This is a genomic window from Streptomyces sp. NBC_00440, assembly GCF_036014215.1.
Classification (GTDB): domain Bacteria; phylum Actinomycetota; class Actinomycetes; order Streptomycetales; family Streptomycetaceae; genus Streptomyces.
In genome coordinates this window covers 8,071,279-8,096,682 of the sequence record NZ_CP107921.1, presented here as the reverse complement: position 1 = coordinate 8,096,682, position 25,404 = coordinate 8,071,279, and the positions used below count along the sequence as shown (strand labels likewise).

Here is a 25,404-nt window from a genome sequence, read left to right as displayed (position 1 = left end):
CGGCCCCCACGGCGGTCTTCGCGGGCGGGTGCGAGAGGTAAGGATGTCTGGAATGAACCTGCCGGATCTGACCTTTTCCCGGTTCCCGGCCATGTGGCAGCTCGACGGTCCGGCTCTGCTGCTGGTCCTGGTTCTGGGCGGGCTGTACGGCTGGGGGGTGGTGCGGCTGCGGCGGCGCGGCGAGCAGTGGTCGACGGGCCGTACGGTCGTCTTCGCCCTGCTGGGTCTCGGCACGATCGTGGTGGCCACGATGTCGGCACTCGCGGTCTACGACGAGGTGCTGTTCTGGCCGGCCGCCGTGCAGAACATCCTGCTCGACCTGATCGCCCCGCTCGGCCTGGCGCTGGGCGACCCCCTGTCGCTGGCCTGCCGTGCTCTGCCGGAGCGCGCGTCGGCGCGGGTGCGCCGTGCGGTGACCGGCAAGTTCGCCCGTCTGCTGGCTTTCCCCCTGGTCAGTTCGCTGCTGGTCCTGGTGTCGGAGCTCTGTGTGTACTTCACGCCGTACTTCGAGACGGCGCTGCGCCATGGGGCGCTGCACCAGCTCATGTATCTGCAACTGCTGCTGGTCGGATGTCTCTTCGTGCTGCCGGTCCTCACCGAGGAGGCGCTGCTGCCCAGCTGGTGCAGCCATCCGGTACGGGCCGCGATGGTCTTCTTCGACGGGCTCATCGACGCGGTCCCCGGCATCGTGGTGATGACCAGCGGCACTCTGATCGCGGGCACCTGGTACAGCCGGCACTCCCCTTCCTGGGCCCCCGGCGTGCAGCGGGACCAGCAGATCGGCGGCGGTGCGATGGTCACGCTCGCCGAACTGGTCGGGGTGCCCTTCCTGCTGGTGATCTTTGCGCAGTGGGTCCGCTCCGAGCGGGCCAGGACGGTGGCACTCGACCGCCGTCTGGACGCCGAACTGATCCCCGCCGCACCCCGCGCCACCCCGGTTCCGTCCGACACCTCGGCCGCGTCCCCCATGGCGTCGGCGTCCGGGATCGCCGCGCAGGAGGACCCGGCCGAGCCTGAGCGGGTCCGTCCCTGGTGGGAGTCCGACGGCGGAATCGTCGGTGACCGGATGCGCCAGGGCCGCCCGTAGCCATCCCGGCCCGTAGCCACCCCGCCGGGGCCGGCCTCTCGGCGGCAGGCATGACCAGCGGTTTCCAGGACAGGTATAATGCGGGCGACGGCCCTCAGCAGCACCTCGTACCGGGGTGTGCCATGCGGCTGCGGACCACCGCGGCCGGATCACCAGGTCAAGAGGGGTATGGGGCAACGGGATGAGTTCTGATCAGGACCGCGGGACAGGGCGGGGCAGCGGTGACCCGCAGTCGCCCACCGACGAGCAGCGGGCGGGCTGGCATTCCGTACGGCAGCGTGCCGAGGGCCTCAACCATCACCAGGCGAAGGCGGCCCTCGAAGCGGCCCGGCAGACAGTTGAGGCGAACTCGCGGCGCGACGGCCCCCGGCGGGAGCACTCCCGTGCGGAGGCGGAGGTCGAGGAGTGGGAGCGGATCACGGAAGCGCTCGCCGACCACGCCGGGCGCTACGACCCCGATGCCGATCCCTTCGTCCAGGGGGAGCTGGCCGGCCAGGCCGACCGGGAGCCGGGCCTGCCGTCCGGGAACAACGCCGCCTGACGGCAAGGACGCGCCGGGGAACGCGGGACCGTGTCAGGCGACGGTCACGGGGACCCCGGCCTCGGAGATCCGTGCACACTCGCGTTCCGGTGCCTCCCGGTCGGTGACCAGATGGTCGACGGCGGACAGCGGGCAGATCTTCGCGAAGGTGGTCCGTCCGATCTTCGAGTGGTCCGCGACGACGACCGTCCGGCTGCTGTTCGCGGCGAACGCCCGGTCCGTCGCCGCTTCGAGCTGGTCGTACGTCGTGCAGCCCTGCGCCGCGCTGATGCCGTCCACGCCCAGGAACGTCATGTCCATGTGGTAGTCGGCGAGCGTCTTCTCGGCGATGGGACCCACGAGTTCATAGCTCTCGGTCCGCGCGTTGCCGCCGATGACGACCAGCGTGACGTGCTGGTGCAGGACGAGTTCGGCCGCGATGTTCACCGCGTTGGTGACGATGGTGACGGGGCCCCGCTCGGCGAGGAGGCGGGCGATCTCGGTGGCGGTGGTGCCCCCGGTCAGCCCGACGACGGCCCCTTGCGGCACCAGCGCGGCCGCCGCCGTGGCGATCGCCTGCTTCTCGGGCCTGCTGCGCTCCGCGCGGTACTGCACCGGCACTTCCAGGCCGATGCTGCCGACAGCGGCCCCGCCATGTGTGCGGCGCAGCAGGTTCAGCGCGCTCAGGTGCTGGAGGTCGCGCCGGACCGTTGCCCCCGAGACACCGAGCAGGCCGGTCAACTCCCCGACATCGACGCTGCCCTTCACGGACACATGCTCAAGTATCCGCGCATGGCGCTCAGTTCTCAGCATGGAGTGAGCATAACCCTGCACAAGATGAGCACATCTCTGAGCGAATGACGCAACTCCGCCCCGCTCCGGACCGGTCGGCGCCCTCTAGGAGCCGGTCGGAGCACCCTCGACTGAGCGAATGTGCGCACCAACTGCTCAGGTTCGCGCTCTTGACATGGTGATTCCTGCTCGATTTACTGCGATCAACGCCGAGTTCGAGCATTCGGCGCCAGAGGTACGCCTAGCCGGTGGGCGGCTCACAAGCCGCAAGCCCGGACAAAGTCGCCAGGATCGCTGTCAGCGTCCGAGGCGGGGACGTACCCCCTCCATCATCTGGAGCTCGATGATGATCACCACTCCCGCAAGGCCGCGCCGGCTGTCCCTGTCATCGGCACGCCGGGCCGCCGCTGTCGCGGCGGTCACCGCTGCGGCTGCCGTCCCGCTGCTCGTGCCGGCCGGCGCCTCAGCGGCCTCCTCCCCCGCCCTGCCGCCGGTGCATGCAGGCTTCGACTACCAGATCGGCGGGGCGTACACCCCGCCGTCCGGGGTGAAGGTGGTCAGCCGTGACCATGAAGCCTCTCCGGCCGCCGGTCTGTACAACATCTGCTACGTCAACGCCTTTCAGGCCCAGCCGGGCGCCGAGAAGGACTGGGACTCCGATCTGCTGCTGCGGAAGGCCAACGGCGACGTCGTCTACGACAAGAACTGGGGTGAGGCGCTGCTCGACCTCCGTACCGCCGACAAGCGCCGACGGGTGGCCGAGAAGGTCGACGGCTGGATCGACGGCTGCGCCGACAAGGGTTTCCAGGCCGTCGAGCCCGACAACTACGACAGCTACACCCGCTCGTCGAAACTGCTGAGCGCCGCCAACGCCGAGGCGTACATCACCCTGCTCTCCCAGCACGCGCACGACCGCGGCCTGGCCATCGCGCAGAAGAACACCTCGCAGCTGTCCGGCGACCGCGCGAAGACCGGCCTGGACTTCGCCATCGCCGAGGAGTGCGGCACCTGGGACGAATGCGGCGACTACACCGACGCGTTCGGCAGCAACGTGATCGTGATCGAGTACACGGACAAGGGCCTGTCGAAGGCCTGCACGGGCTGGGGTGACCGGCTGAGCGTCGTCGAACGCGACCTGGACGTCTCGCCCAGCGGCAGCAAGGGATACGTACGCAAGACCTGCTGACACCCCACTTCCCCGGTGCGCCCCCCTCGAACACGGCGCACCGGGGTCGCTCCCCCGCCTTCCTGCCTTTCCGTGCTGCGTCTGTCGTCCGTCCTCTCCCGGTCCTGCCGTCGCGCGCACATACCCCGCACGTCCGTCCCCGCAGCCCCGATGCGGTGCCCCGGCGTGCCCTGATTCCCCCTGGAGGTCCCGATGGCTGTCGGCCATCACCGCCACATCGGTCCCTCACGCCGTACGGTGCTGCGGCGTGGCACCGGCCTGGCGTGTGCCGCTTCGGCCGCGCTGACGCTGCCCGGTTGTGGCGCGAGCACCGATGACGGCGTCGGAGCGGACGGACGGGTCACGGTCGAGCTGTGGCACGGCCAGACCGACACCGGCCGTATCGCGATCGAATCGCTGATAGCCGATTTCCAGCGGACCCACCCGCACATCCGGGTCGACTCCGGCGGAGGCGTCCTGGCCGACTCGATGCTGCAGAAGGTGACAGCTGCGCTGGCCTCCGGCTCGTACCCGGATGTCGCCTACGTCTTCGGATCGGACCTTGCAGGAGTCGCACGCAGCCCGCAGGTCGTCGACCTGACCGGCGCCGTGCACTCCGGACCGGTCCCCTGGAGCCAGTTCTGGGCCCCCGCGCGCGAGGCCGTCACGGTGAACGACCGGGTACGGGCCGCGCCGGCACTGCTCGACTCGCTCGCCGTGGTGTGCAACAAGAAGCTCTTCCGCGACGCCGGTATCCCGCTGCCCGAACCCGGCTGGACCTGGCGGGAGTTCCAGGAGACCGCCAAGCGCCTCACCGACCACCGGCGGGGTGTCTTCGGCACCGGATGGCCGGGGGTGGGCGACGAGGACACCGTGTGGCGGCTCTGGCCACTGGTGTGGGACCTGGGCGGAGAGGTGATCGCGCCGAACGGGCACAGCATCGGGTTCGCCGATGCCGGTGTGCGGGCCCTGGAGACGGTGGCGGGGCTCGCCCGCGACCGTAGCGTCTACATCGACCCCAAACCGGGCACCGAGCAGATGTACCAGGTCTTCCAGTCGGGCCGGATGGGCATGGTCGTCACCGGCCCGTGGCAACTGCCCGACATCATCCAGGCAGGCGTCGAGTACCAAGTGGTGCCGCTGCCGAGCTACAGCGGCAGACCGGTCACCATCTCGGGACCCGACACCTGGACGGTCTTCGACAACGGCTCCGCCCGCGTCCAGGCGGCACGCACCCTGGTGAGCTGGCTGATGGAGCCGGACCAGGACGTGCGCTGGGACGTCCGGGCCGGGAGCCTGCCGCTGAGCCGGCGTACCCAGAGCCTGCCGCTCTGGAAGGCCAAGGCCGCGAAGACCGAGGGGCTCGCGGTGTTCACCAAGGCGCTGGAGTCCGCCCGGGTGCGGCCCGCGCACCCCGCGTACCCGCAGATCTCCCAGGCGCTGGGAGAGGCGATCGTCGCCGTGCTGCTCGGCCGCAGTACACCCGCGAAGGCCCTGCGCCGCTGCGCGGACGACGCCAACGCCGCCCTGCTCATACCGCGTTGAGGAGGCTCACGCCATGCCCGGTCTGCCCGCCCCGCTCACTCTCTCCGATCCCGGCCACGAACGGCAGCTGCGCGCCCGGCGCCGCCGGCGCCGCAGCGAATCGGCCACCGCCTGGGCCTTCATCTCCCCCGCGGTCCTCGTCATCCTGGGACTGAGCGTCGTCCCGGTCATCTGGTCCGTGCTGCTGTCCTTCCAGGCCGACGACCTGGTGACACCGAGCCGCTGGGTCGGCCTGGACAACTACCGTGCGCTCACCAAGGATCCGCACTTCAGCCAGGCCGTGTGGAACACCCTGGAGTACACGGGGCTCTACGTTCCCCTGTCCATGGTCCTCGGGCTCGCCCTGGCCCTCGTCCTCAACCGGCGCATCAGACTGGTCGGCCTCTACCGGACGCTGATCTTCGTACCGTTCGTCATCTCGGCGACGGCGCAGGGGGTGCTGTTCTCGTTCATCCTCGACCCGCAGTTCGGCGCCGCCAACTCGGTCCTGCACGCCCTCGGGGTCTCCCCGCAGGGGTTCCTCACCGATCCGGGACAGGCGCTGCTGGTCCTGGTGGCGATCTCGCTGTGGAGCGGCACCGGGTTCTGCGTCGTGGTCCATCTCGCCGCCCTGCAGGACGTACCGCAGTCCCTGATCGAGGCCGCGCGTCTGGACGGCGCCGGCCGGCTGCAACTGCTGCGCCATGTCGTCCTGCCGGCTCTGACTCCGGTCAACGTGTTCCTGCTGCTGTGGCAGACCATCAACGCCCTGCAGGTCTTCGACCTGGTGTACGTGACGACGAAGGGCGGGCCGCTCGGCTCCACCACGGTGATCGTCTACTTCATCTGGGAGCAGGCCTTCAAGAACTTCACCGCCGGCTACGGAGCGGCGGCCGCCTACGTCCTCGCGCTGGCCCTGCTCGTGATCGCCGGAGGGACGCGCGTGGTCCGGCGGCGCCGACCCGCCATCGAAGGAGCCGTCCGATGACCGTCACCTCTCCGCTGCCCCCGCGCACCGCCCGTCCTGCCACGGTGGCGGCACCGCCCCCGCAGCGGAAGCCGGGCCTGCGGCTGCCGTTCAGCGCCTGGCATCTGCTGCTCGCCCCGCTCGCCCTGCTCTTCGCGGTGCCGATGATCTGGCTGCTGCTCAGCTCCGTGATGAGCAACGCGGAGATCAACAAGTTCCCGCCCGCCCTCTGGCCCTCGGGAATCCATCTCGGCGGCTACCGCTATGTGCTGGGCAACGCCATGTTCCCGCGCTGGTTCGCCAATTCACTGATCGTGTCCGCGGTGGCGGTGGCGTCCAATCTGCTGTTCGGCTCGCTCGGCGGGTACGCGTTCGCCCGGATGCGGTTCGGGGGTTCCCGCCTGCTGCTGGGGCTGATGCTGGCCACGATGGCGATCCCGTTCCAGCTGACGATGATTCCCACGTTCCTGGTGATGAAGCGCCTCGGCCTGATCGACACCCTCGGCGCCCTGATCGTCCCGTCACTGGTCACGCCGTTCGCGGTGTTCCTGCTGCGGCAGTTCTTCCTGTCGCTGCCCAGGGAGTTGGAGGAAGCCGCGTGGATCGACGGCTGTTCACGGCTGCGGGTCCTCTTCCTCATCGTGCTGCCGCTGTCACGGCCGGCGCTGAGCACCGTGGCCGTCCTGACGTTCCTCTCCACCTGGAACGATCTGACCTGGCCGCTGATCGCCATCAACCACGACACCCAGTACACCTTGCAACTCGGCCTGACGACCTTCCAGGGCCAGCACCACACCCAGTGGGCCGCTGTGATGGCCGGAAACGTGATCACGGTGCTGCCGGTACTGCTGGCGTTCCTGGCGGCGCAGAAGACCTTCATCCAGTCCATCACGTCGAGCGGTCTCAAGGGCTGAAGCCCATCTGAACTCCGCTGCCCCGCAGCCGGGTTCGTCGCGGGCCTCGCAGCCGCGTCCGGACACTCGGCCCCGCTGACCGCTCACGCCTCCCGACCGCTCCTTACCTTCTCACCGCGACTCCAGGAAGCCGTATGCCGCACTCTTTCGACCTTCTCGTCATCGGGGACGCCAACCCCGACGTCGTCCTCGGCCCCCTCCGTGCGCCTCTCGCCTTCGGGCAGCGCGAGCAGCTCGTCGACACGGGCGTCCTCACGCTCGGCGGCTCCGGCGCCATCATGGCGTGCGGGGCCGCCAGGCTCGGCCTCAGCGTCGCCTTCGCCGGACGCGTCGGGGACGACGACGCCGGGCACTTCGTCCGGGGCGCCCTGGCCGCCCGGGGCGTCAACACGGACGCCCTGGTCAGCGACCCGGAACTGGCCACCCCGCTCACCGCGGTGCTGACCGAAGGCGACGACCGGGCCATCCTCACGGCGCCGGGCACCCTGGGCGCGACCTGCGGTGACGACATCCCCGATACGCTGCTCGCCAACTGCCGCCATGTGCACGCTGCCTCGTACTTCCTGATGCCGGAGCTGGCCCATGCGCTGCCCGGTCTGCTGCGCACCGCACGTGGCCATGGCGCGACCACCTCGCTGGACACCAATGACGACCCGTCCGGGGAGTGGCGGCCGGCCGGTCTGAGCGAGGTCCTGGCGGTCACCGGCATCCTGCTGCCGAACGCCCGGGAAGCGCGTGCACTGGCCGGTCCCCCGGCCGGTTCGCTGGACGAGGCAGCCGCCCGGCTGGCCGCTCAAGGGCCACTGGTCGTGGTGAAGGACGGGGCCGAAGGGGCTCTCGCCCACGACGGCAGCGTTCTGTCGCGCACCCGCGCGATACCGGTCAGGCCGAGGGACACGGTCGGCGCGGGCGACAGTTTCGACGCCGGGTTCGTCGCCGCCTTCCTGGCAGGTCTGCCGACCGCCCGGGCCCTCGAACTCGCCGCGGCCTGCGGCGCTCTGTCCACCCGCGCCCATGGCGGCACCGCCGCGCAGCCCACCTGGGACGAAGCCGTCGCAGCCGTCACCGACAACGGAGAGAACCACTCATGACCACCACGAAGATCGCGTTCATCGGCGCCGGAAGCGTCGTCTTCACCCAGGGGCTGCTGGCGGACCTCTTCGCCTTCCCCGAGCTGACGGACGTCCACATCGCCCTGCACGACATCGACGCGGAGCGGCTGGCCACCGCCGACGGCGCCGCCCGCCACATCGCTGCCGAGCGGGGCGCGTCGCCGCGGATCACCTCCCACGCGGAGCGGCGTGCGGCCCTGGACGGCGCCGACTTCGTCATCAACATCGTCCAGGTCGGCATGGGCGAGGCCACCCGTACCGACTTCGAAGTGCCCGCACGCTACGGCTTGCGGCAGACCATCGGCGACACACTGGGCATCGGCGGCATCTTCCGCGCGCTGCGCACCTTCCCCCTCCTCAAGTCCCTCGGCGAGGACATCTCCGAACTCTGCCCCGACGCCTGGCTGCTCAACTACACCAACCCCATGGCGATGAACATCCAGTACCTCACCCAGGCCACCGGACTGACCCGCGTCGTGGGGCTGTGCCACTCGGTGTACTGGACCATGCGGGACCTCTCCGACCTGGTGGGCGTCGCGTACGAGGACGTCAGCTACCTCGCCGCGGGCGTCAACCACCAGGCGTGGGTGCTCCGTTTCGAGCAGGGCGGGACGGACCTCTACCCCCGGCTGGACGCCCTGGTGGCGGACGACCCCCAGCTGCGCCGCCGGGTCCGGGTCGACATGTACCGGCGCCTGGGCCACTATCCGACGGAGACCAGCGAGCACTCCGCCGAGTACGTGCCCTGGTATCTGCACCACGCCGACGAGATCGAGCGGCTGCGGCTGCCGGTCGGCGCCTATCTGGGCATCGTCGACGAGAATGTCGCGGAGTACGAGAAGACACGGGCCGCCCTCGCGTCCGGGGCGCCGCTCCCCGTCGAGGGAACCATGGAGTACGCCCCACAGGTCATCCACAGCATCGTCACGGGCACCCCCCGCACCGTCTACGGCAATGTGCCCAACCGCGGGCTCATCGACAATCTCCCCGCTTCGGGGACCGTCGAAGTCCCGTGCCTGGTCGATTCACTGGGCGTGCAGCCCACCCGTATCGGTGCGCTGCCCGCACAGTGTGCCGCACTCAACCGCACATATCTGAGCGCGAACGACCTCGTCGTCCGCGCCGCTCTGTACGACGAGCCGCGCCATGTCCGGCAGGCCGCGATGACCGACCCGGCGACCGCCGCGGCCCTGCCCGTCGAACGGATCTGGGATCTGTGCGACGACATGGTGCGGGCCCACGGCGATGCGCTTCAGCCGTCGCTGCGCGCCGTTCTGGGCCACTGACCGCGGGGCCCTTTCCGTTCGGATCAGGCCGCCGGCAGGGCACGGACCCCCCTGCCGGCGACGGTACGGGACCGGACCGGACGGTACGGGACCGGGTACGGCGAGGCCGGGTTCAAGCGGGCTCAGCGCAGCGCAGTCGTCCGCGCGTCCAGGGCCTCGGTCCCGGACGCGGCCGCTGCCTCGGCGAGGTGCTTCGGCACGAGCGCCGAGAGGAACTCGGGCCGCCGGCGGAGCCGGAACCCCAGGGACTCGTACAGCCGGACGGCGTTCGTGTTGGACTCCGCTGCGTGCAGGAACGGTGTGTCACCGCGCTCCCTGATCTCGTGCGAGAGGGCGTGTATCAGCCGGGTGCCGAGGCCCTGTCCGCGGGCGGACTCATCGGTGCAGACCGCGCTGATCTCGCTCCAGCCGGGCGGCCGCATCCGCTCACCGGCCATGGCGACGAGTCTGCCCCCGTGCCGGATCCCGAGGTAGGTGCCGAGTTCGACCGTGCGCGGCAGGAAAGGGCCGGGTCGGGTGCGTTCGACCAGGTCGAGCATCTCGGGCACGTCGGCGGGTCCGAGGCGTACGGCCTCCGGGTCGGGCGCCGCGGCCACCCCGTCGTCGACGAGCTGAACGCCCGGCGCGTGGAAGACGACCTCCCAGTCGTCCGGCGGCGGCTCGTGGAACGCGGTGAGGGTCACCACCCCGCCGGGTCCCGCGAGTGCGGCGACGTCGGCCCAGTCCGCGGCGTCGGGGGCCTCGGGCGTGGAGAACCAGGTCGCCACGCCGGCCGGATAGCACAGGACGCGGCCGCGGGAGCGCGCGAAGCCGGCGTGCGGGCCGGTCAGCGCGTTGCGTACCGGATTGTCCAGGGGGTGCGCCGCGGCTGCCGGGTGCGGGACGCTCATCCGGCCACCTCGATCACGATCTTGCCCCGGGTGTGCCCGCCCTCGACGGCGCGCAGGGCTTCGCCGGCCCGGTCCAGCGGGAAGGTCCGGGTGACGCAGGCCCGCAGGGCGCCGTCGACGGCGAGGCGTGCCACGGCGTCGAGGACGGCCGCGTTGCGGGCGCGGACGACCGCCGCGCCGCCCAGCTTCACCACCAGTTCCTTCCCGCCCGCGCTGATGACCCTCGTCCGGTCGGCGACCAGCCCGGCCACCTCCTCCAGCGCCTCGCCGCCGACGAGGTCGAAGACGGCGTCGACACCGTCCGGGGCGGCTGCCCGCACCCGGTCCGCCACGCCGGGGCCCGAGGGGACATGCACAGCGCCGAGCGCCTCCACGAACTCCTTCTTCTCCGCGCTCGCGGTGCCGATGACCCGCACGCCGAGGTGACGTGCGATCTGCACGGCGGCCACGCCCACCCCTCCGCCGGCTCCGTTGACCAGCAGCGTCGAGCCGGGCGCCGGCTTGAGCTGCTCCACTCCGTCGTACGCGGTGGCCGCCGCGACCGGGAGGGCCGCCGCTTCGGTGAACAGCAGCCCGTCGGGCTTGTGCGCGGTGACGGCGACGGGCATCAGCGTGTACTCGGCGTACCCGCCGGTCACCGGGTTGCCGAAGACGGCCTGCCCCGGCTCGAATCCCTCGACGCCCGGTCCTGTCGCCACCACGGTCCCGGCGGCCTCGCTGCCGAATACCTCGGGGAACGACGGCTCCTCGCTGCCGGGCCTGCGGAATCCCGTACGGAGTTTCCAGTCCACCGGGTTCACTCCGGCCGCCCGGACGGCGACGAGCAGTTCCCCGGGGCCCGGGACCGGCATCTCCAGCTCGGCCTGAGCCTCGGCCTCGGGGCCGCCGTTACGGGTGAATACGTACGCCTTGGGCATGAACTCCCTCACTCCGGATCAGGGCACCGGCACTGCGCGCTGCCGGTGGCTTCTCCTGCGAAAAGCCCATTCTGCCTGCACGTATTCCCGGGACTCCAGGGTGTTCACGGGGCCGCAACACAAGGGGGCCGCAACGCGAGAAGGCCTTCGGCGGGCAGCGCCGCCCCTGCGGGCCGGCGGCGGTGCACCGGCCTCAGACCTTGCGCCACCGTGCGTTCGCCATGGAGAACGCGCCGAAGGCGGCCAGGCCGATCGCCACCAGCACCAGCAGCCACGGCCCCGCCGGGGTGTCCGCGAACGAGCGCAGGGTGTCGTCCATGCCCTTGGCCCTGCCGGGCTGGTGGCTGACGGCCGCGGCGACGGCGAACCCGCCCGCGGCAGCGAAGATGATGCCCCGGGACGACCCGCCGAACACGCCGGTGACGTCGACGACGCGGCGGGTGTTCCTCGACATCCCGGACATCTTGAGATGCTTGCGGTACTTGCGCATGACGGCCCGGGCCGCGATCCACAGCCCGGCACCGGCCACGACGACCCCCGCGATGCCGACGATCCACTGACCGCCCGGCCAGCCGAGTGCCGTCGCGGTGACGTCCTCGGACTTCTTGTCCGTCGATCCGCTGCCGCTCCCGCGGTCCCCGGCCGCGTAGGAGAGCACGGAGTACGAGACGAAACCGTAGAAGACGCAGCGGCCCGCCGCCATGGCCCGTTTGCCGGGCTTGCCGCCGTCCGGTCCTGCCTGGCCGAACAGCGCCTCGGACAGCCGCCAGACAGCCATGCCGAGCAGCGCGATGCCCAGGACCCAGAGGAGGATGTGTCCGAACGGCCGGTGCGCGATCTCGGCGATGGCGCCACCGCGGTCCGCCTGCGCTCCGCCGCCGTCGGAGAACGCGATCCGTGCGGCCAGCACACCGACCAGGACGTAGATCACTCCCCGCGCGGCGAATCCCGCTCGCGCCCCTGCCGCGACCGCGGTGCTGTCCGCCGCTCGCTTCGCCTGTCTGCGACCACGTGCTGATGCCGTACCGGTATTCATGCTCTACCGGTTGCCCCGTGACCGTCCGCCGAAGCCTGGGCTGAGGACTTACTGCAAGCCATGTGCTGCGGGCTGCGGGCTGCGGGCTGCGGCGGAGCACGGCAGACTTCATCGTGTCCGGCCGATGGCTTTCGGACCGATCGCATTCCGACCGATGACTTTCCGCCGCGCACCGGGTCTCCCATAGGACCGCACGCTCACGAAGGTGGCCCGATGACCAACTTGCAGGCACTTCTCACGACGTATGTCGACGCGGGGACCGTCCCCGGCGCGGTGGCCCTGGTGGCCCGCGGCGACGGGGTCGAGGTCGGAACGGCCGGCTTCTCGGACACCGGGGGCACGTCCCCGATGGCCAGGGATTCCATCTTCCGCATCGCCTCGATCACCAAGCCGGTCACCGCGGCAGCGGTGATGATGCTGGTGGACGAGGGCCGTATCTCCCTCGACGAGCCGGTCGGGCACCTGTTGCCGGAGCTGGCTTCGCTCTCCGTCGTGCGCACACCGGACAGCCCGGTCGACGATGTGGTCCCCGCGGCACGGGCGATCACCGTGCGGGATCTGCTCACCTTCCGCGCGGGGTACGGGTTTCCGTCCGACTTCTCGCTGCCTGCGGTCGGGCTGCTGTTCAGCGAGCTGCGGCAGGGGCCGCCGCAGTCGGAGGCGGTCCCGGCGCCGGACGAGTGGGTGGCCACGCTGTCCCGCATTCCCCTGCTGCACCAGCCCGGTGACGCCTGGCTGTACAACACCTGTTCCGACGTTCTGGGGGTGCTGATCGCCAGGGTCTCCGGTCGCTCGCTCCCCGAGTTCCTGGCCGAGCGGCTCTTCGAACCCCTCGGGATGACCGACACGGGATTCGAGGTCCCGCCGGCCGAGCGCCACCGGCTCGCCGACTTCTACCAGCCCACCCCGGACGGCCTCGAACCGGTCGCCTCGGCCGACGGTGAGTGGGGCAGTCTTCCCGCGTTCCCGTCCGGTGCCGGCGGGCTGGTCTCGACCGCCGACGACTGGTACGCCTTCGCCCGGATGCTGCTCGCCGAGGGCGCCGCGGGCGGACGGCAGCTGCTGTCGCCCCAGTCCGTGCGGCTGATGACCACCGATCACCTGACGCCCGAACAGCGAGCCGCCTCCACGCTCTTCCTGGAGGGCCAGGGGTGGGGCTTCGGCGGGTCGGTCGATGTCACGGACGTCGATCCGTGGAACGTGCCGGGCCGCTACGGCTGGGTCGGCGGCTTCGGCACCGCGGCGCACATCATCCCCTCCACCGGAACGGTCACGATCCTGCTCAGCCAGGTGGCGATGACGGCGCCGACCCCGCCCCCGCTGATGCGCGACTTCTGGCGGTACGCGGCGGCCGGTGCCTGAGGCAACACGCCGCAGCGCTCAGAGCCCACGGCCGGGACGCCTGACACGTACACACCTGGCACGTACACACCTGACGCACACACGGATGGGGCCCGTGCGCGACCGCGTGGCCACGCACAGGCCCCATCTGCGTTACCTGCGAAGGGCTACTTCTTGAAGGCGTAGTCCATCAGCTTCTTCGCGTCCGCGGTGCGGTTCGCCTCCGAGGAGGACGCGAGGACCGTACCGATGACGGTCTTGCTGCCGCGGGTGGCGGCGAAGACCAGGCAGTACTTGGCCTCCGGGCCCGACCCGGTCTTGAGGCCGATGGTGCCCGAGTAACTGCCGAGCAGTTTGTTGGTGTTGGTCCACGACATGTAGCGGTAGCCACCGCTCTTCGTCGTGACCTTCTGCTTGGTCGACTTCGTCTTCACGACCGTGCGGAAGGTGGAGTACTTCATCGCGTTGCTGGCGAGCTTCGTCAGGTCACGCGGGGTCGAGTAGTTGGCACCACTCCCTATGCCGTCGAACGAGTCGAAGTGCGTGTTCTTCAGGCCGAGCGTCTTCGCGGTGGAGTTCATCTTCCCGATGAACGACTTCACTCGCGCCGCCCGGGTGGAACCGCTGCCGAACTTGTCGGCCAGCGCGTACGCCGCGTCACAGCCGGACGGCAGCATCAGGCCGTACAGCAGCTGCCGGACCGTGACCTTGTCGCCGACGATCAGCCGGGCCGACGACGCGTTCTTGGAGACGATGTAGTCGCTGTACGCCTTCTGGACCGTGACCTTGGAATCCAGGTTGAGGTTCTTCTGTCCGAGCACCACCCGGATCGTCATGATCTTGGTGGTGGAACCGGTGGAACGGCGGGTGTCCGCAGCTTTGGTGAAGAGGGTCTTCGCCGTGCTGTTGTTCATCACGAAGCCGCCCTTGGCGACGATCGTGGGCGCTTTCGGTGTGGCGGCCTGGGCCGAGGCGCCGAACGCCCCGGCGGTCGACACAGCGCCTGCGGTCACGACGACCACAGACATGCGTCTCATGCCCTTGATGCCAATGTTCAAGATGAAATCTCCAAATGCTGCTTCAGCGCGGCCTCATGCGAGTGCCGCTCGCACGTGAGACGAATGAAGGACCCCAAAGGATGCGGGGGCGCGCGAGAAATTTTCCGGGCTCCGCGCTGCCGCGGTTCTGCCATGCTGACGGCGTGCCGTACGGACCAAGTACACCCGAACCCATCACGGCCGACCCGCCCCGCGCGGAGCCCAGGCCGCTCCTCACCCAGGCCTGGCTGGATCTGGCCTTTCTGCACTGGGCGGCCGACCCGGCGGACGTGGCCCCGCTGCTGCCGCCGGGTACGTTCCCCGACGTCCTGGACGGGGTGACCTACGTGGGGCTCGTCGCCTTCCATATGCACCGGACGGGACTGTTCCGGCTGCCGGGGGTGCCGTATCTGGGGTCCTTCCCCGAGACCAATGTGCGCCTGTACTCCGTGGACGGCCGGGGGCGGCGCGGCGTGGTGTTCCGCTCGCTCGACGCAGCACGCCTCATTCCGGCCGCACTCGGGCGAACGGCCTTCCGGCTGCCCTATATGTGGTCCCGGATGACCGTCGACCGCGAAGGGGAGACCTTCACGTACACCAGTCGCCGGCGCCTGCCCGGCCCGCGCGACGCGCACAGCCGGATCCGGATCCGGGTCGGGGAACGCGTCCGGGAGCCCAGCGGTCTTGAGCACTTCGTCACCGCGCGGTGGGGGCTGCACACGAGCCTTCTCGGCCACCCGCTGTACCTGCCGAACACCCACCCCCGCTGGCCGCTGTACCGGGCGGAGCTGACCGGCTGCACCGAGAACCTCGTCGCGACGGCGGGGCTTCGCACGCCGGCGAGCGAACCCGTCAGCGTGCTCTACTCACCCGGCGTCCAGGTGCGTTTCGGACGCCCCGAACGCGCCGGCTGAAGCGCCCGGCCGCCCCGCCGGACCCTCAAAAACATTCGTGGCATATGCACTGACCTGGTCGTTCGCCATTTAATAATGGTCAGCATTAGAATAGCCGCATGGCGAGGACATCAGGGCCCGAGACCCGGGAGAAACTGATCCGCGCGGCCGAGGAGATCTTCGCCGCGCAGGGCGTCGACGGCGCACAGCTGCGCGACATCATCCGGCTGGCCGGACAGAGCAACCCATCAGCCGTGCAGTACCACTTCGGTTCACGCGCCGGTCTGCTCGACACCGTGATGGCCGGGCGCCAGCGGCGTACCGAAGCCGTCCTGGCAGAGCTGATCGGCGACGGCGGGCAGGATCTGCGCGGGCTGCTCGCCGCCCTGGTCGCCGCCGAGGCCACCGAGCTGCGCACCGAGCGCGGGCAGCGCTGCTTGCAGGTCTCCGCGCAGCTCAGCCACCAGAGCGGCGTACGCACCGGCATCCCGCACCCGACGCTCGAAGGCACCGTCTACTGGCAGCTCATCGGCCGGCTGGCCCAGTGTCTGGAAGCGCTGCCCGAGCCGGTCCGGCTGGAGCGCGTGGATCTGGCACTGACGCTGGTCGGCGCCGCGATGGCGGACCGCGCCCGCCAGTGTCTCGCCGGCGCCGAACCTCTCACCGGCGAGCCGCTGTTCCTCGCCGACCTCGTCTCGATGACGGCCGCCCTGCTGACGGCCCCCGTACCGCATGAAGCTCCGGACGGAGCCGATGCCCGAGCAGAACGAAGGAATGAGTCATGAACGAACTCACCGGAAAGACCGTCATCATCACCGGCGGCGCCCGTGGACTGGGCGCCGAGGCCGCCCGCCAGGCGGTCGACGCCGGAGCACAGGTGGTCATCACCGACGTCCTGGACGAGGAGGGCGCGGCCACCGCTGCCGAACTCGGCTCGCAGGCCCGCTTCCTGCACCACGACGTGACGTCCGAGGAGGACTGGGCGCGGGTCGTCGCGTTCGCGACCGCCGAGTTCGGCGGGGTCGACGGGCTGGTCAACAACGCCGGCATATCGACCGGTGCGTATCTGGAGACCGAGTCGGTGGAGAACTTCCGCCGGGTGCTCGACATCAACCTCACCGGTGTCTTCATCGGGATCAAGTCCGTCATCCCCGCGATGAAGGCCAGCGGCAGCGGCTCGATCGTCAACATCTCGTCGGCCGCGGGCCTGATGGGCCTGGCGCTGACCGCGGGCTACGGCGCGTCCAAGTGGGGCGTACGCGGTCTGACGAAGATCGGCGCCGTGGAGCTGGGCACCGAGCGGATCCGGGTCAACTCCGTGCACCCCGGGATGACCTACACCCCGATGACCGCTTCGGTCGGCATCCAGCAGGGTGAGGGGAACTACCCGAACACCCCGATGGGCCGGGTCGGCGAGCCGCCGGAGATCGCGGGCGCCGTGGTGTTCCTGCTCTCCGACGCCGCGTCGTACGTCACCGGGGCCGAGCTCGCCGTGGACGGCGGCTGGACCACAGGGCCGACCGTCAAGTACGTCATGGGCCAGTGAGCCGATGACGGCATGAGCCGCTGTCCCGCCGGCGGAGAACCCTGATGCCCGCCGGCGGGACAGCTCAGGGCGCGGCACCTGCGCCACCCTGCGCGGAAGGCATGTTCCACTCCGCCGGGTACCTGGGCAAACCGCGGGCCGATGCCGACAGATCAGGCCAACTCTGGTTCATGATCTGATTGTTCACGATTCACAATCGGCCAATTCTGGCCGTTCCTCGTCGGGCGTATCGGCCAGGGATCGCCCCGGGTCCAAGATGTACCCGTGGTGGGATACCTTCCCGTCGTCGCGACCAGTTTCGTCGGCAGGACCGGCGAACTCCGCGGTGCGGCACGGGCACTGGAGAAGCACCGGCTGGTCACGCTCACGGGCGGCGGCGGGGTCGGCAAGAGCCGGCTGGCGCTCCGCGCTGCCGAACGGGCCGACGGGCGGTACGCCGACGGGGTGTGGTGGGCCGACCTGTCGCACCTCTACGACGACCGGCTGCTGATCGGCACGGTCTCCGACGCCGTCGGCCTCCTCGACCACGACCTGGCCCGCCCGGTCGAAGCGCTGTGCGAACGGCTGGCCGACCGCAATCTGCTGCTGGTCCTCGACTGCTGCGAGCGGGTCCTGGCAGCGTGCAGCCACCTCGTGGGCGCACTGCTCGACACCGCACCGGGACTGGCCGTGCTCGCCACCAGCCGGGAGCCGCTCGGCATTCCCGGCGAGTACGTCCTGGACGTGCCGCCGCTCGCCGCCGGCGGCGAGGGCGAGGAGGCCATGCGGCTCTTCCGCGACCGCGCCGCCGCGGCCGCGCCCCGCCTGTCGCTCGACTCACCGGACACCGCGGCGGCTGCCGCGGCCATCTGCCACCGGCTGGAGGGCATTCCCCTCGCCGTCGAGCTGGCCTGCGCCCGGCTCGCGGAGAACAGCATCGAGCGGATCGCCGAACGACTCACCTCCCGGCTCGACTTCCTCAGCGAGCCCGAAGGCCGCGTATGGCCCCAGCGGCACCGGGCGCTGCGTACCGCCATCGGCTGGAGCCACGAGCTGTGCGCCCCGGCCGAACGGCTGCTGTGGGCGCGGCTCTCCGTGTTTCCGGGAACCGTCGACGAGGCCGACGTACAGGCCGTCTGCTCGGGCGGACCGCTCGACGCCGCGGACATTCCCACGCTGCTGGAGCGGCTGGCCGCCCAGTCCGTGCTGCAGCGGGACGGCACGCGGTACCGGATGCTCGACACCCTGCGTGAGTACGGCGCGATGTGGCTCGGGGAGCTGGGCGAGCAGCGGACGCTGGCCCGCCGGCACGCCGTGCACTTCGCCGGTCTCGCACGCCGGGCCCACAGCGGATGGCTCGGCCCCCGGCAGGTCGACTGGTACCGCAGGATCGCCGACGCCGACGCCGATCTCTGTGCCGCGCTCGACCACCTCATCACCGATGACCCGGAGCGTGCGGTGGAGATGGCGGGGTGCACCGGTCTGTTCTGGAGCTGCTGCGGTCATCTGCAGCGGGCCCGCGACTTCCTGGAACGGGCCCTCGGCCTGGAGACCGGCAGGGGCACTCACCGTACCCGCGCCCTGTGGGCCCTCGGGATCACGCTCACGCTGCAGGGCGACCACGAGAGCGCCCGCGGGCTCGGCGAGCGGTGCAGCGTCGCCGCCTGGCACGACCGCGACACGGAGTCGATGCTCTCCGCGGCCCACGCCGTCAGCTTCAACTACCTGATGATGGGCCGCCCGCAGACCGCGCACGACGTCAGCGACCACGCGCTGCGCAGTCTCCCGGGCGACCCGCTGGACGCGCCCTCGCAGATGCGGTGCCGGGTGATAAGAGTCTTCGCGCTCTCCGCCCTGGGCCGCCTCGACGAGGCCTACGAGGACGCCACGGAGCTGCAGCAGCTCAGCCTGCGTTACGGCGAGTACTGGGCCCGCGCCTACGCCGATCACCAACTCGCCCTGATACACCTGCTGCAGGGCAGACCGCAGGAGGCGGAGAGCCACGCGCGCTCGATGCTGTCGGGCAAGCACCAGCTGCACGACAGTCTCGGCATCGCCCTCGGGCTCGACCTGCTCGCCGGGGCGATCGCCGCGCGGGGCGACGGCGTGGAGGCCGCGCGCACGTCGGGTACGGGGCATGTCTACTGGCTCATGATCGGCCACCCGCGCCGTGGCACCCCGGAGTTGGGGGTGATCCGTGAGGTCTGGGAACGCCAGGCCCGCGAGGCGGCCGGGGCCCCGGCCTATGAGCAGGCCTACCGCCGCAGTCTGACGGGGGACGCCGAGACCGGCCTCGTCCGCGCGCTCCAGGGGGAGCTGCCCGGGTGACCCGCCCGGGGCGGCCGGTTCCCGTCCGGCCGCCCCATTGCCGTGCCCCTGCTGGGCCGCGCTCGGGCCGGCGGCTGTCAGGCGCGGTGCGGGCCCGGGTCGCTGCTGCTCGGGCGGCCGTTCTCCAGATGGCCGGACCAGCGGCGGCGGAATCCGTGGCCGCCATGTCCTGTTCCGGTGACCGAGCCCGCCTCGGTGACCGAGATGTCGTACCAGCCGGAGTGCTCACGGACCGGCAGGGTGATCTCGGTGGAGGCACCGGCGCGCAGCCGGTGCGATGTGCCGTTCCCGCGGCCGTAGGCATCGGCCACCCGGACCGTACGCGCGGTCCGGCCGCGGTTGGAGACCCTGATCCGTACGCTCTCGCCGCCCCGGTGCGTGAAGGTGGCACGCAGCGCGTCGTCCGATGAACCCGCGAACTCGCAGAGCGTGCCGTTGGGGCCGTAGGCGGAAAGCTGGTACGCACCGCCGGTGGCGCCGGTCCGCCAGTAGTCGCTCAGGGTGTCCCCGGCGGAGACGGTGTAGCGGCGCGGTGCCGTCTGCGGCTGCTCGCGGTCGTAGACGTAGAACGCCGCACCGGCCCGCCCGCGGTTGGCGAACTCCAGCTGGAACCGCCCCTTGTGCGCCTCGCCCTCATTGACCTGTACGTCGTACGGCAGCGCGCGGGCGCGGCGGACTCCGGGTTCCTGTTCGGGCAGGTGCTGGACCGGTGGCACCTGGTACGGCTTGCCCGACGAGACGATCGGAGCGGGGACCTGGAGGGAGACGGGCGCGGGGTCGGCGCCGGAGAAGTCGAGCGCCGAGGTGAGGTCGCCGCAGACGGAGCGGCGCCAGGCGCTGATGTTCGGCTCGTGGATCCCGAACCTGGCCTCCAGGAACCGCAGCACCGATGTGTGGTCGAAGGTCTCCGAACACACCCAGCCGCCGCGCGACCAGGGTGAGATGACCAGCAGCGGCACCCTCGGACCCAGACCGATCGGCTGGAGGCCCCCCGGGTCGGCGCCGGGGACCAGCGGGCTCATCTCGCCCGGGTACTTGCCGAGGTCGAGGATCTCGTCACCGAGGCTGCGGACCAGGTCGCGGGAGACCATGCCCTGTGCACCGGGGGCGCTGCCGACAGGCGGCATGGGCGGTACCACGTGGTCGAAGAGGCCGTCGTTCTCGTCGTAGTTGACGATGAAGACCGTGCGGCCCCACACCTCGGGGTTGGAGGTGAGTGCTTCGAGGACGAGGTTGATGTAGGTGGCGCCGTCGGTAGGTGACGCGGACGGGTGCTCGGAGTACTTGTAGGGCGGGACGATCCAGGACACCTGGGGCAGCGTCCCGTGCTCCACGTCGGCGCGCAGCTCCTTCAGCGTGTGGTCCGACGCCCCCTTCTCCACCAGCGGTCCGGTGGCGCCCTCCGCGACCTGGTACTGCTCGAAGAACATCAGTGAGTTGTCGGTGTAGTTGTCCGTGGGACTGCCCGGCTCGCCCGTGCCGCCCTGGTACAGCTTCCAGCTGACCTTCGCGGCCTCCAGCCGTTCCGGGTACGTGGTCCAGGTGTAGCCGTTGGTGTTGTTGCGCTCGCCGAGCCCGGGGCCGTTGGGGCTGCGCCCGTACACATTGCGCGGGTCGCAGGTGCCGCTCCACAGGTAGATCCGGTTCGGCGCGGTGTCTGCGTGCACCGAGCAGAAGTACGAGTCGCAGATGGTGAACGCCTCGGCCAGGGCGTAGTGGTAGAGCAGATCCTGCCGCTTGAGGTGGCCCATGGTGAGGGCGTCCTGCTTCTGGTTCACCCACTGGTCGTGGCGGCCCTCGTTCCAGGCGAGGTGCCCGCTGCTCCAGCCGTGGTCGGTGCCCGCCTGGTACTCGGTGGTGTTCCTGGGGTCGATGTACCAGGGCAGTACCTCGGTCGCGGTGTCCGGCAGCCCGCGCGCGTTGTAGCGCGCGGTGTGCGTGCCCGCGGCCGGCTGGTTCCATACGGGTCTGCCGTTGGGCAGCAGCGCGGGGCGCGGATCGCCGAAGCCGCGTACACCTCGGAGGCCGCCGAAGTAGTGGTCGAACGAACGGTTCTCCTGCATCAGGATCACCACATGGTCGACGTCCTTGATGGACCGGGTGCGGGAAAGAGCGGGCATGGCCATGGCCTTGCCTATCGCCCCCGGGAAGACCGAGAGTGCGGCGGCCGATGCGGCGGTCGCGCCGCCTGCCTGGAGGAAACGCCGACGATCAAACGTGGCCATGTGGCTGCAACCTTCTGTTGGCAACAAGGGGATTTCGAACACGTCCGATCATTCAGTGCCGCATCCCCTGCTGGGTATCCCTCCGGAGACCACCGGGTGATCGACCGGCCAACTCTGTGTTCACCCGAGCCCGGACGAGCAGGCCCCTGTTCTGCGGGAATGCCGCCGGGCCGTGAGCAATCAGGCATCGCGGCCCTCGCGGGAAGCTGCTGCGAAATCCGTCGTGGACGGTGGCGGCCGGCCCCGATCCAGGGCAGTCCATGATGAATTTCCGCGCAGAAAAGGCTGATTCCGCCGGGACTTATTCGATATCGGCTGGTGCGCGGCGAGACGCCCGATCCACACCATCGATTTTTGCCCAAGCTGTGTCCGAAACTATTCGTTCACCCTGCTCAGCGCCTCTGAGATCTCGACAACGGCACATCCACGCCCATAGCGTCTCGCCCATGACAACCCCCCCGGATGACCGGAGGTTCCGGCGTGAGATGGCCGTGGCCCACAGGTCTGGATGGCATCTCATCGACTTGCTCAGCGCACTCCCTGAGCCAGGCGATTCACTGATGGTGACTGTCCTGGGCGAGCCCGTCGTCGTCTGCCGCAACGCCGCCGACGGAGAGCTTGAGGCATTCCGGTGCCTGCGACGACCACGTGGCGCGCCGCAGCCCGTCCGGTGCGTCATACGATACGGAATGATCTTCGTGAATCTCCAGCAGAACGATCACGAAGACATATCGGCCGAGACCCTTCGAACGGTTACCCCCCAGAGCGCCTGAGGCGAATCCCCCGTCACAGCAGATCGCCCGGGCGCTCTCCCCGGACAGCGGCGCCACCGTGACCTGAACACGGTGGCGCCGCTGCGGTTTTCCGGCTCACCGGCAGAGCGCCGGGCCGGAATGCCGGTGCCGTTCCCAGAGACGGCACCGGCTGGGCAGAAAGTCAGGAAACCATGAGCAGACGGCTTTCCACTCCGATGTACTCGCCATTGACCCCGTCGGCGTCGGGCGACGCGAGCAGCTTGACGTTCTTGGCTGCCGCGGCCACCAGCGACGCGTCGACCCGCGTCTGCCAGGCGGATGCCGGGTGCGTGGTGCCGCGTACCGAAACACGCTGACCCAGAGGTGAGTTGAGAGTGACGACGTTGCAGGTGATGCCGTGAAATGCCTCGTCGCGGGCCATCCGGCTGACGAAGCCGCGGAGCGCCGCCTCGGACGTACTGCCGAACTGCCTGGCGGAGAGGCCGTCCTGGGCGGACGTGCAGAGGAAGATGATGCGCCCCTGCCCGCTCGCCCTGAGGGCTGGCACGGCCCTGCGGATCAGCCGGAAGGTGCCGATCATCCGGTTGTCGGCGACGGAGACGAACCGGTCGTCCCTCAGCATCAGATCGCACGACAGATCGATGGAGGCAATGACGATGCCGACGGGCCCGTGCCGCTCCTCGACGAGGGCGAGCGCCCCGTCGATCTGCGACTCGTCCGTCACATCACACGCCACAGTCAGGTCCGGCCCCGCGGGTGCGTGCGGGCCGGAGTACATCGCGGCGACACGGTCACCGCACTCTTGCAGCGCCTTCGTGATCCCCTGGCTTACCTCACTGTGTCCATCGACGATGAGCACGGACCGCTGGGATGGCATTGCAAGTCCCCTACCTTTCGCGAATGCAGCAGACACTCTGCATTGTTCACCTGCGACAGATCAGAGTCTCGCGGCCATCGACCGCTCTTTCCACGCAAAAGACTTGCAGATAATTGTGGACCCGCCGCCCGGCGGGCAGTTACGGGGGAAATGTGACACTCTCTACCCAAGATGCGGCAGCCCTGCGCACGTTGCTGGAGAGCCGCCGGGCCGCCATCGCGCCCGAGACCGTGGGCTATACCGAGCGGAGCGGAGCCGGCCGTCCGGTCAACGGACTGAGCCAGGAGCAGATCGACACACTGACACACCGGGCCCGTGGCACCTACGGACGGCTCATCAACGGACCGGAGCACCGGCCCAATCCGACGTACCTCGGCGATCTGGCACGGCTACTGAGAATGACGGAGCAGGAGTGGACAACGCTCTACTGGCTGACCCGCCGCGAAGTGCCCGCTCCGCTCCACAACACCTCAGGCATGGAAGTCCCCGGGGCCTGGAAGGCCGTGGAGCTGATCCACGGCGTCATGGCCTATGTGGTCGACTCCGCCTGGAATCTGATCACCTGCAACAGGGAATACCACGAGCTCTTTCCCGGCGGAGAGGCTCCACAGAACGCCCTGATGTTCATGGCGGTCCATCCCGAACGGCACGCCTTACTGCTGGACTGGGAGCGAAGCTGGGCGCCCTTCGTGCTCGGCCAGTTGCGGCGGGCGACCCAGGAACGCCCGGACAACAAGGATCTGGCTCGGATCGAGGAGTACGTACTGCACGATCCGGTGGCAGGTCCGCTGTACGAAGCAACCCCCTTCCTGGCCCTGCCATTTCCGGATGGTGCACAACGCCCCGTTTACCACCCTCAGTTGGGCGAAGGGATGGTGAGCATCTCCGCGGCGGAGCCGGTCACATCACCGGGCTCCCGGCTGATGCTGCTCGCCTTCCGGCCCGGACCGCCCAGCGAGCACCGCAGGAATCCAGACTTGCGTGCAGCGCACAACCTCATTGATTTGTTGGACACTTGATGGACGATCACACGACCCCCCTCCGGGGTTAACGGGTGATCAGACTGCGGGACTTTCGTGAAAGATGGATCGCACTGGCGTACGTTGTTCGTACATGTAATCGAGCATTAATGGGAGCTGCCCATGCCCGCCTACGTCAGCCGCCCCGCGATCGTTCTGCCGGAGTTCGAGGTGAGCACCCGGGACATCATCGACGACATCGCGCGGAACCACCCGGACGACCCGCGACTGAAGGTGTACGAGCGGGTGATCGACAACCTCCAGGTGGACAACAGGTACTTCGTGGCCCCGCTGGACTCGCCGATCATCTCGGGGAACGCGGAGGTCACGGAGCGGGTGGGCACCGGCTTCGGCCACGCGGCACGAATGGGCGAGCAGGCCGCGCGGAAGGCCATGGCGCAGGCGGGTGTCGAGCCGTCGGAGATCGGCGCCATCGTCACCTCGCACGCCACCACCTGGGGCATTCCGGGGCACGATGTGGTGCTCAGCAACGCCCTCGGGCTACCTCCGCAGGCCCGGCGCATCGCGCTGACCACGGTGGCCTGCGCCGGCGGAATCCAGGCGCTGATCCGTGCCTTACAACTGGCCGCCGCCGAGCCGGGCACGAAGGTCCTCGTGGTCGTCTCCGAGGTGCTCAGCTCCATCTACAACCACCGGGACACGACGATCCAGAGCATGATCTACAAAGCACTGTTCGGGGATTCCGCGGGCGCCTGCGTCGTCTCGACGACGCCTCCCGACGGGCCGGGAATCCGTATCGAGGATCCGGTGAGCGCGAACGCCTTCGAAATGCGGCTGCCCGATACCGAGGATCTGTACAGCGGGAAACTCGACACCAGTGGGATCCACTTCGACAGCACGAAGGCCGGCCAGAAGGGCGCGGCGGATTCGATGCCCTCCGTCATCGACTGGCTGGACCACAAGGTGCCCAACTGGGCCATCATCCATCCCGGGAGCCCCGGCATCATCACTGATGTCGCCAAGAGCCTCGGGCTCGCCGAGGAACACACCCGGCACTCGCGCGCCGTCCTGGCCGAGATGGGGAATCTGGGCGGGGTCAGTGTCCTGGCCGTCCTGGACAAGCTGCATTCCGCGCCGCCCGCGGCAGGCGAGTCGGGCGTCGCGGTGGCCTTCGGTCCGGGATTCGTCACCGCGGCCCTGCGCTGTTCATGGTCGGTGCCCGCCGGAGACTGA

Annotated in this window: 23 protein-coding genes; 16 read left to right on the top strand and 7 right to left on the bottom strand. The window is 69.9% G+C overall.

The features are described 5' to 3' along the window. The first annotated feature begins 52 nt into the window (after positions 1 to 52). Positions 53 to 1,087 (top strand): cytochrome c oxidase assembly protein, encoded by a 1,035-nt coding sequence (locus tag OHB13_RS35885; RefSeq protein WP_328379968.1) that lies wholly within the window; start codon positions 53 to 55, stop codon positions 1,085 to 1,087. Positions 1,088 to 1,268: 181 nt separating this feature from the next. Continuing rightward, complete coding sequence (locus tag OHB13_RS35880; RefSeq protein ID WP_328379967.1) at positions 1,269 to 1,628, top strand: hypothetical protein; 360 nt, start codon at positions 1,269 to 1,271, stop codon at positions 1,626 to 1,628. Between the two features lie 33 nt (positions 1,629 to 1,661). Here OHB13_RS35880 and OHB13_RS35875 read toward each other — a convergent pair whose 3' ends face one another. After that, entirely contained in the window at positions 1,662 to 2,420 is a 759-nt protein-coding gene (locus OHB13_RS35875) for a DeoR/GlpR family DNA-binding transcription regulator (RefSeq protein ID WP_266861504.1), read from the bottom strand. A 325-nt stretch (positions 2,421 to 2,745) separates the two neighbouring features. On the opposite strand from OHB13_RS35875, the gene OHB13_RS35870 reads away from it, so the two are divergent. The 6 genes from OHB13_RS35870 to OHB13_RS35845 all read left to right on the top strand — a co-directional run bounded on the left by OHB13_RS35870 (position 2,746) and on the right by OHB13_RS35845 (position 9,367). Then, positions 2,746 to 3,585, top strand: a complete 840-nt coding sequence (locus OHB13_RS35870) for an endo alpha-1,4 polygalactosaminidase (RefSeq protein WP_406347458.1) — start codon at positions 2,746 to 2,748, stop codon at positions 3,583 to 3,585. 192 nt (positions 3,586 to 3,777) lie between these two features. Then, positions 3,778 to 5,109 (top strand): ABC transporter substrate-binding protein, encoded by a 1,332-nt coding sequence (locus tag OHB13_RS35865; RefSeq protein WP_266861508.1) that lies wholly within the window; start codon positions 3,778 to 3,780, stop codon positions 5,107 to 5,109. 13 nt (positions 5,110 to 5,122) lie between these two features. Then, complete coding sequence (locus tag OHB13_RS35860) at positions 5,123 to 6,076, top strand: carbohydrate ABC transporter permease (protein WP_266861510.1); 954 nt, start codon at positions 5,123 to 5,125, stop codon at positions 6,074 to 6,076. Continuing rightward, on the top strand, positions 6,073 to 6,969 hold the full coding sequence (locus OHB13_RS35855) for a carbohydrate ABC transporter permease (RefSeq protein ID WP_266861512.1): 897 nt from the start codon (positions 6,073 to 6,075) through the stop codon (positions 6,967 to 6,969). The genes OHB13_RS35860 and OHB13_RS35855 overlap by 4 nt, the downstream gene beginning before the upstream one ends. Positions 6,970 to 7,103: 134 nt before the next feature. After that, positions 7,104 to 8,060 carry a carbohydrate kinase family protein gene (locus tag OHB13_RS35850; RefSeq protein WP_328379965.1) on the top strand — a complete coding sequence of 319 codons (957 nt, stop codon included), beginning with the start codon at positions 7,104 to 7,106 and terminating at the stop codon, positions 8,058 to 8,060. Next, positions 8,057 to 9,367 (top strand): alpha-glucosidase/alpha-galactosidase, encoded by a 1,311-nt coding sequence (locus OHB13_RS35845; RefSeq protein WP_328379964.1) that lies wholly within the window; start codon positions 8,057 to 8,059, stop codon positions 9,365 to 9,367. Before OHB13_RS35850 ends, OHB13_RS35845 begins: the two co-directional genes overlap by 4 nt. A gap of 122 nt (positions 9,368 to 9,489) precedes the next feature. On the opposite strand, the gene OHB13_RS35840 is transcribed toward OHB13_RS35845, so the two are convergent. The 3 genes from OHB13_RS35840 to OHB13_RS35830 form a co-directional block, all read right to left on the bottom strand. After that, entirely contained in the window at positions 9,490 to 10,257 is a 768-nt protein-coding gene (locus OHB13_RS35840; RefSeq protein ID WP_328379963.1) for a GNAT family N-acetyltransferase, read from the bottom strand. Then, entirely contained in the window at positions 10,254 to 11,174 is a 921-nt protein-coding gene (locus tag OHB13_RS35835) for a quinone oxidoreductase family protein (protein ID WP_328379962.1), read from the bottom strand. The genes OHB13_RS35840 and OHB13_RS35835 overlap by 4 nt, the downstream gene beginning before the upstream one ends. A 193-nt stretch (positions 11,175 to 11,367) precedes the next feature. After that, complete coding sequence (locus OHB13_RS35830; RefSeq protein WP_266861522.1) at positions 11,368 to 12,210, bottom strand: DUF1206 domain-containing protein; 843 nt, start codon at positions 12,208 to 12,210, stop codon at positions 11,368 to 11,370. 213 nt (positions 12,211 to 12,423) lie between these two features. On the opposite strand from OHB13_RS35830, the gene OHB13_RS35825 reads away from it, so the two are divergent. Further along, positions 12,424 to 13,572 (top strand): serine hydrolase domain-containing protein, encoded by a 1,149-nt coding sequence (locus tag OHB13_RS35825; RefSeq protein WP_328379961.1) that lies wholly within the window; start codon positions 12,424 to 12,426, stop codon positions 13,570 to 13,572. A gap of 146 nt (positions 13,573 to 13,718) precedes the next feature. Here the strand turns inward: OHB13_RS35825 and OHB13_RS35820 are convergent, their stop codons facing one another. Next, positions 13,719 to 14,579 carry a D-alanyl-D-alanine carboxypeptidase family protein gene (locus OHB13_RS35820; RefSeq protein ID WP_266862158.1) on the bottom strand — a complete coding sequence of 287 codons (861 nt, stop codon included), beginning with the start codon at positions 14,577 to 14,579 and terminating at the stop codon, positions 13,719 to 13,721. A 173-nt stretch (positions 14,580 to 14,752) separates the two neighbouring features. Between OHB13_RS35820 and OHB13_RS35815 the strand changes: the two genes are divergently transcribed. The 4 genes from OHB13_RS35815 (at position 14,753) to OHB13_RS35800 (ending at position 19,334) form a co-directional block, all read left to right on the top strand. Further along, positions 14,753 to 15,502, top strand: coding sequence for a YqjF family protein (locus OHB13_RS35815; protein ID WP_328379960.1), 750 nt, complete (start codon positions 14,753 to 14,755; stop codon positions 15,500 to 15,502). A 98-nt stretch (positions 15,503 to 15,600) separates the two neighbouring features. After that, a complete protein-coding gene (locus OHB13_RS35810; RefSeq protein WP_266861527.1) occupies positions 15,601 to 16,266 on the top strand; it encodes a TetR/AcrR family transcriptional regulator in 666 nt (221 codons plus the stop codon). Continuing rightward, on the top strand, positions 16,263 to 17,027 hold the full coding sequence (locus OHB13_RS35805; RefSeq protein ID WP_266861529.1) for an SDR family oxidoreductase: 765 nt from the start codon (positions 16,263 to 16,265) through the stop codon (positions 17,025 to 17,027). Before OHB13_RS35810 ends, OHB13_RS35805 begins: the two co-directional genes overlap by 4 nt. Positions 17,028 to 17,294: 267 nt before the next feature. Next, positions 17,295 to 19,334 (top strand): ATP-binding protein, encoded by a 2,040-nt coding sequence (locus OHB13_RS35800; protein ID WP_328380470.1) that lies wholly within the window; start codon positions 17,295 to 17,297, stop codon positions 19,332 to 19,334. 77 nt (positions 19,335 to 19,411) lie between these two features. On the opposite strand, the gene OHB13_RS35795 is transcribed toward OHB13_RS35800, so the two are convergent. Then, positions 19,412 to 21,559 carry a phosphocholine-specific phospholipase C gene (locus OHB13_RS35795; protein ID WP_328379959.1) on the bottom strand — a complete coding sequence of 716 codons (2,148 nt, stop codon included), beginning with the start codon at positions 21,557 to 21,559 and terminating at the stop codon, positions 19,412 to 19,414. 446 nt (positions 21,560 to 22,005) lie between these two features. On the opposite strand from OHB13_RS35795, the gene OHB13_RS35790 reads away from it, so the two are divergent. Next, a complete protein-coding gene (locus OHB13_RS35790; protein WP_328379958.1) occupies positions 22,006 to 22,332 on the top strand; it encodes a (2Fe-2S)-binding protein in 327 nt (108 codons plus the stop codon). A 163-nt stretch (positions 22,333 to 22,495) separates the two neighbouring features. On the opposite strand, the gene OHB13_RS35785 is transcribed toward OHB13_RS35790, so the two are convergent. Next, positions 22,496 to 23,191 carry an SDR family NAD(P)-dependent oxidoreductase gene (locus OHB13_RS35785; RefSeq protein WP_266861534.1) on the bottom strand — a complete coding sequence of 232 codons (696 nt, stop codon included), beginning with the start codon at positions 23,189 to 23,191 and terminating at the stop codon, positions 22,496 to 22,498. A 152-nt stretch (positions 23,192 to 23,343) separates the two neighbouring features. On the opposite strand from OHB13_RS35785, the gene OHB13_RS35780 reads away from it, so the two are divergent. Together OHB13_RS35780 and OHB13_RS35775 are read left to right on the top strand one after the other, a co-directional pair. Beyond that, a complete protein-coding gene (locus tag OHB13_RS35780; RefSeq protein ID WP_328379957.1) occupies positions 23,344 to 24,210 on the top strand; it encodes an MmyB family transcriptional regulator in 867 nt (288 codons plus the stop codon). Between the two features lie 123 nt (positions 24,211 to 24,333). After that, positions 24,334 to 25,404 carry a PhlD gene (locus tag OHB13_RS35775; protein WP_328379956.1) on the top strand — a complete coding sequence of 357 codons (1,071 nt, stop codon included), beginning with the start codon at positions 24,334 to 24,336 and terminating at the stop codon, positions 25,402 to 25,404.

Coding starts and splice junctions, on each gene's coding strand:
- OHB13_RS35880 (WP_328379967.1), top strand. CDS start 1,269: ATGAGTTCTGATCAGGACCGCGGGACAGGGCGGGGCAGCGGTGACCCG.
- OHB13_RS35795 (WP_328379959.1), bottom strand. CDS start 21,559: ATGGCCACGTTTGATCGTCGGCGTTTCCTCCAGGCAGGCGGCGCGACC.
- OHB13_RS35860 (WP_266861510.1), top strand. CDS start 5,123: ATGCCCGGTCTGCCCGCCCCGCTCACTCTCTCCGATCCCGGCCACGAA.
- OHB13_RS35855 (WP_266861512.1), top strand. CDS start 6,073: ATGACCGTCACCTCTCCGCTGCCCCCGCGCACCGCCCGTCCTGCCACG.
- OHB13_RS35875 (WP_266861504.1), bottom strand. CDS start 2,420: ATGCTGAGAACTGAGCGCCATGCGCGGATACTTGAGCATGTGTCCGTG.
- OHB13_RS35835 (WP_328379962.1), bottom strand. CDS start 11,174: ATGCCCAAGGCGTACGTATTCACCCGTAACGGCGGCCCCGAGGCCGAG.
- OHB13_RS35805 (WP_266861529.1), top strand. CDS start 16,263: ATGAACGAACTCACCGGAAAGACCGTCATCATCACCGGCGGCGCCCGT.
- OHB13_RS35810 (WP_266861527.1), top strand. CDS start 15,601: ATGGCGAGGACATCAGGGCCCGAGACCCGGGAGAAACTGATCCGCGCG.
- OHB13_RS35865 (WP_266861508.1), top strand. CDS start 3,778: ATGGCTGTCGGCCATCACCGCCACATCGGTCCCTCACGCCGTACGGTG.
- OHB13_RS35785 (WP_266861534.1), bottom strand. CDS start 23,191: ATGCCATCCCAGCGGTCCGTGCTCATCGTCGATGGACACAGTGAGGTA.
- OHB13_RS35870 (WP_406347458.1), top strand. CDS start 2,746: ATGATCACCACTCCCGCAAGGCCGCGCCGGCTGTCCCTGTCATCGGCA.
- OHB13_RS35840 (WP_328379963.1), bottom strand. CDS start 10,257: ATGAGCGTCCCGCACCCGGCAGCCGCGGCGCACCCCCTGGACAATCCG.
- OHB13_RS35885 (WP_328379968.1), top strand. CDS start 53: ATGAACCTGCCGGATCTGACCTTTTCCCGGTTCCCGGCCATGTGGCAG.
- OHB13_RS35850 (WP_328379965.1), top strand. CDS start 7,104: ATGCCGCACTCTTTCGACCTTCTCGTCATCGGGGACGCCAACCCCGAC.
- OHB13_RS35790 (WP_328379958.1), top strand. CDS start 22,006: ATGACAACCCCCCCGGATGACCGGAGGTTCCGGCGTGAGATGGCCGTG.
- OHB13_RS35830 (WP_266861522.1), bottom strand. CDS start 12,210: ATGAATACCGGTACGGCATCAGCACGTGGTCGCAGACAGGCGAAGCGA.
- OHB13_RS35820 (WP_266862158.1), bottom strand. CDS start 14,579: ATGTCTGTGGTCGTCGTGACCGCAGGCGCTGTGTCGACCGCCGGGGCG.
- OHB13_RS35775 (WP_328379956.1), top strand. CDS start 24,334: ATGCCCGCCTACGTCAGCCGCCCCGCGATCGTTCTGCCGGAGTTCGAG.
- OHB13_RS35825 (WP_328379961.1), top strand. CDS start 12,424: ATGACCAACTTGCAGGCACTTCTCACGACGTATGTCGACGCGGGGACC.
- OHB13_RS35845 (WP_328379964.1), top strand. CDS start 8,057: ATGACCACCACGAAGATCGCGTTCATCGGCGCCGGAAGCGTCGTCTTC.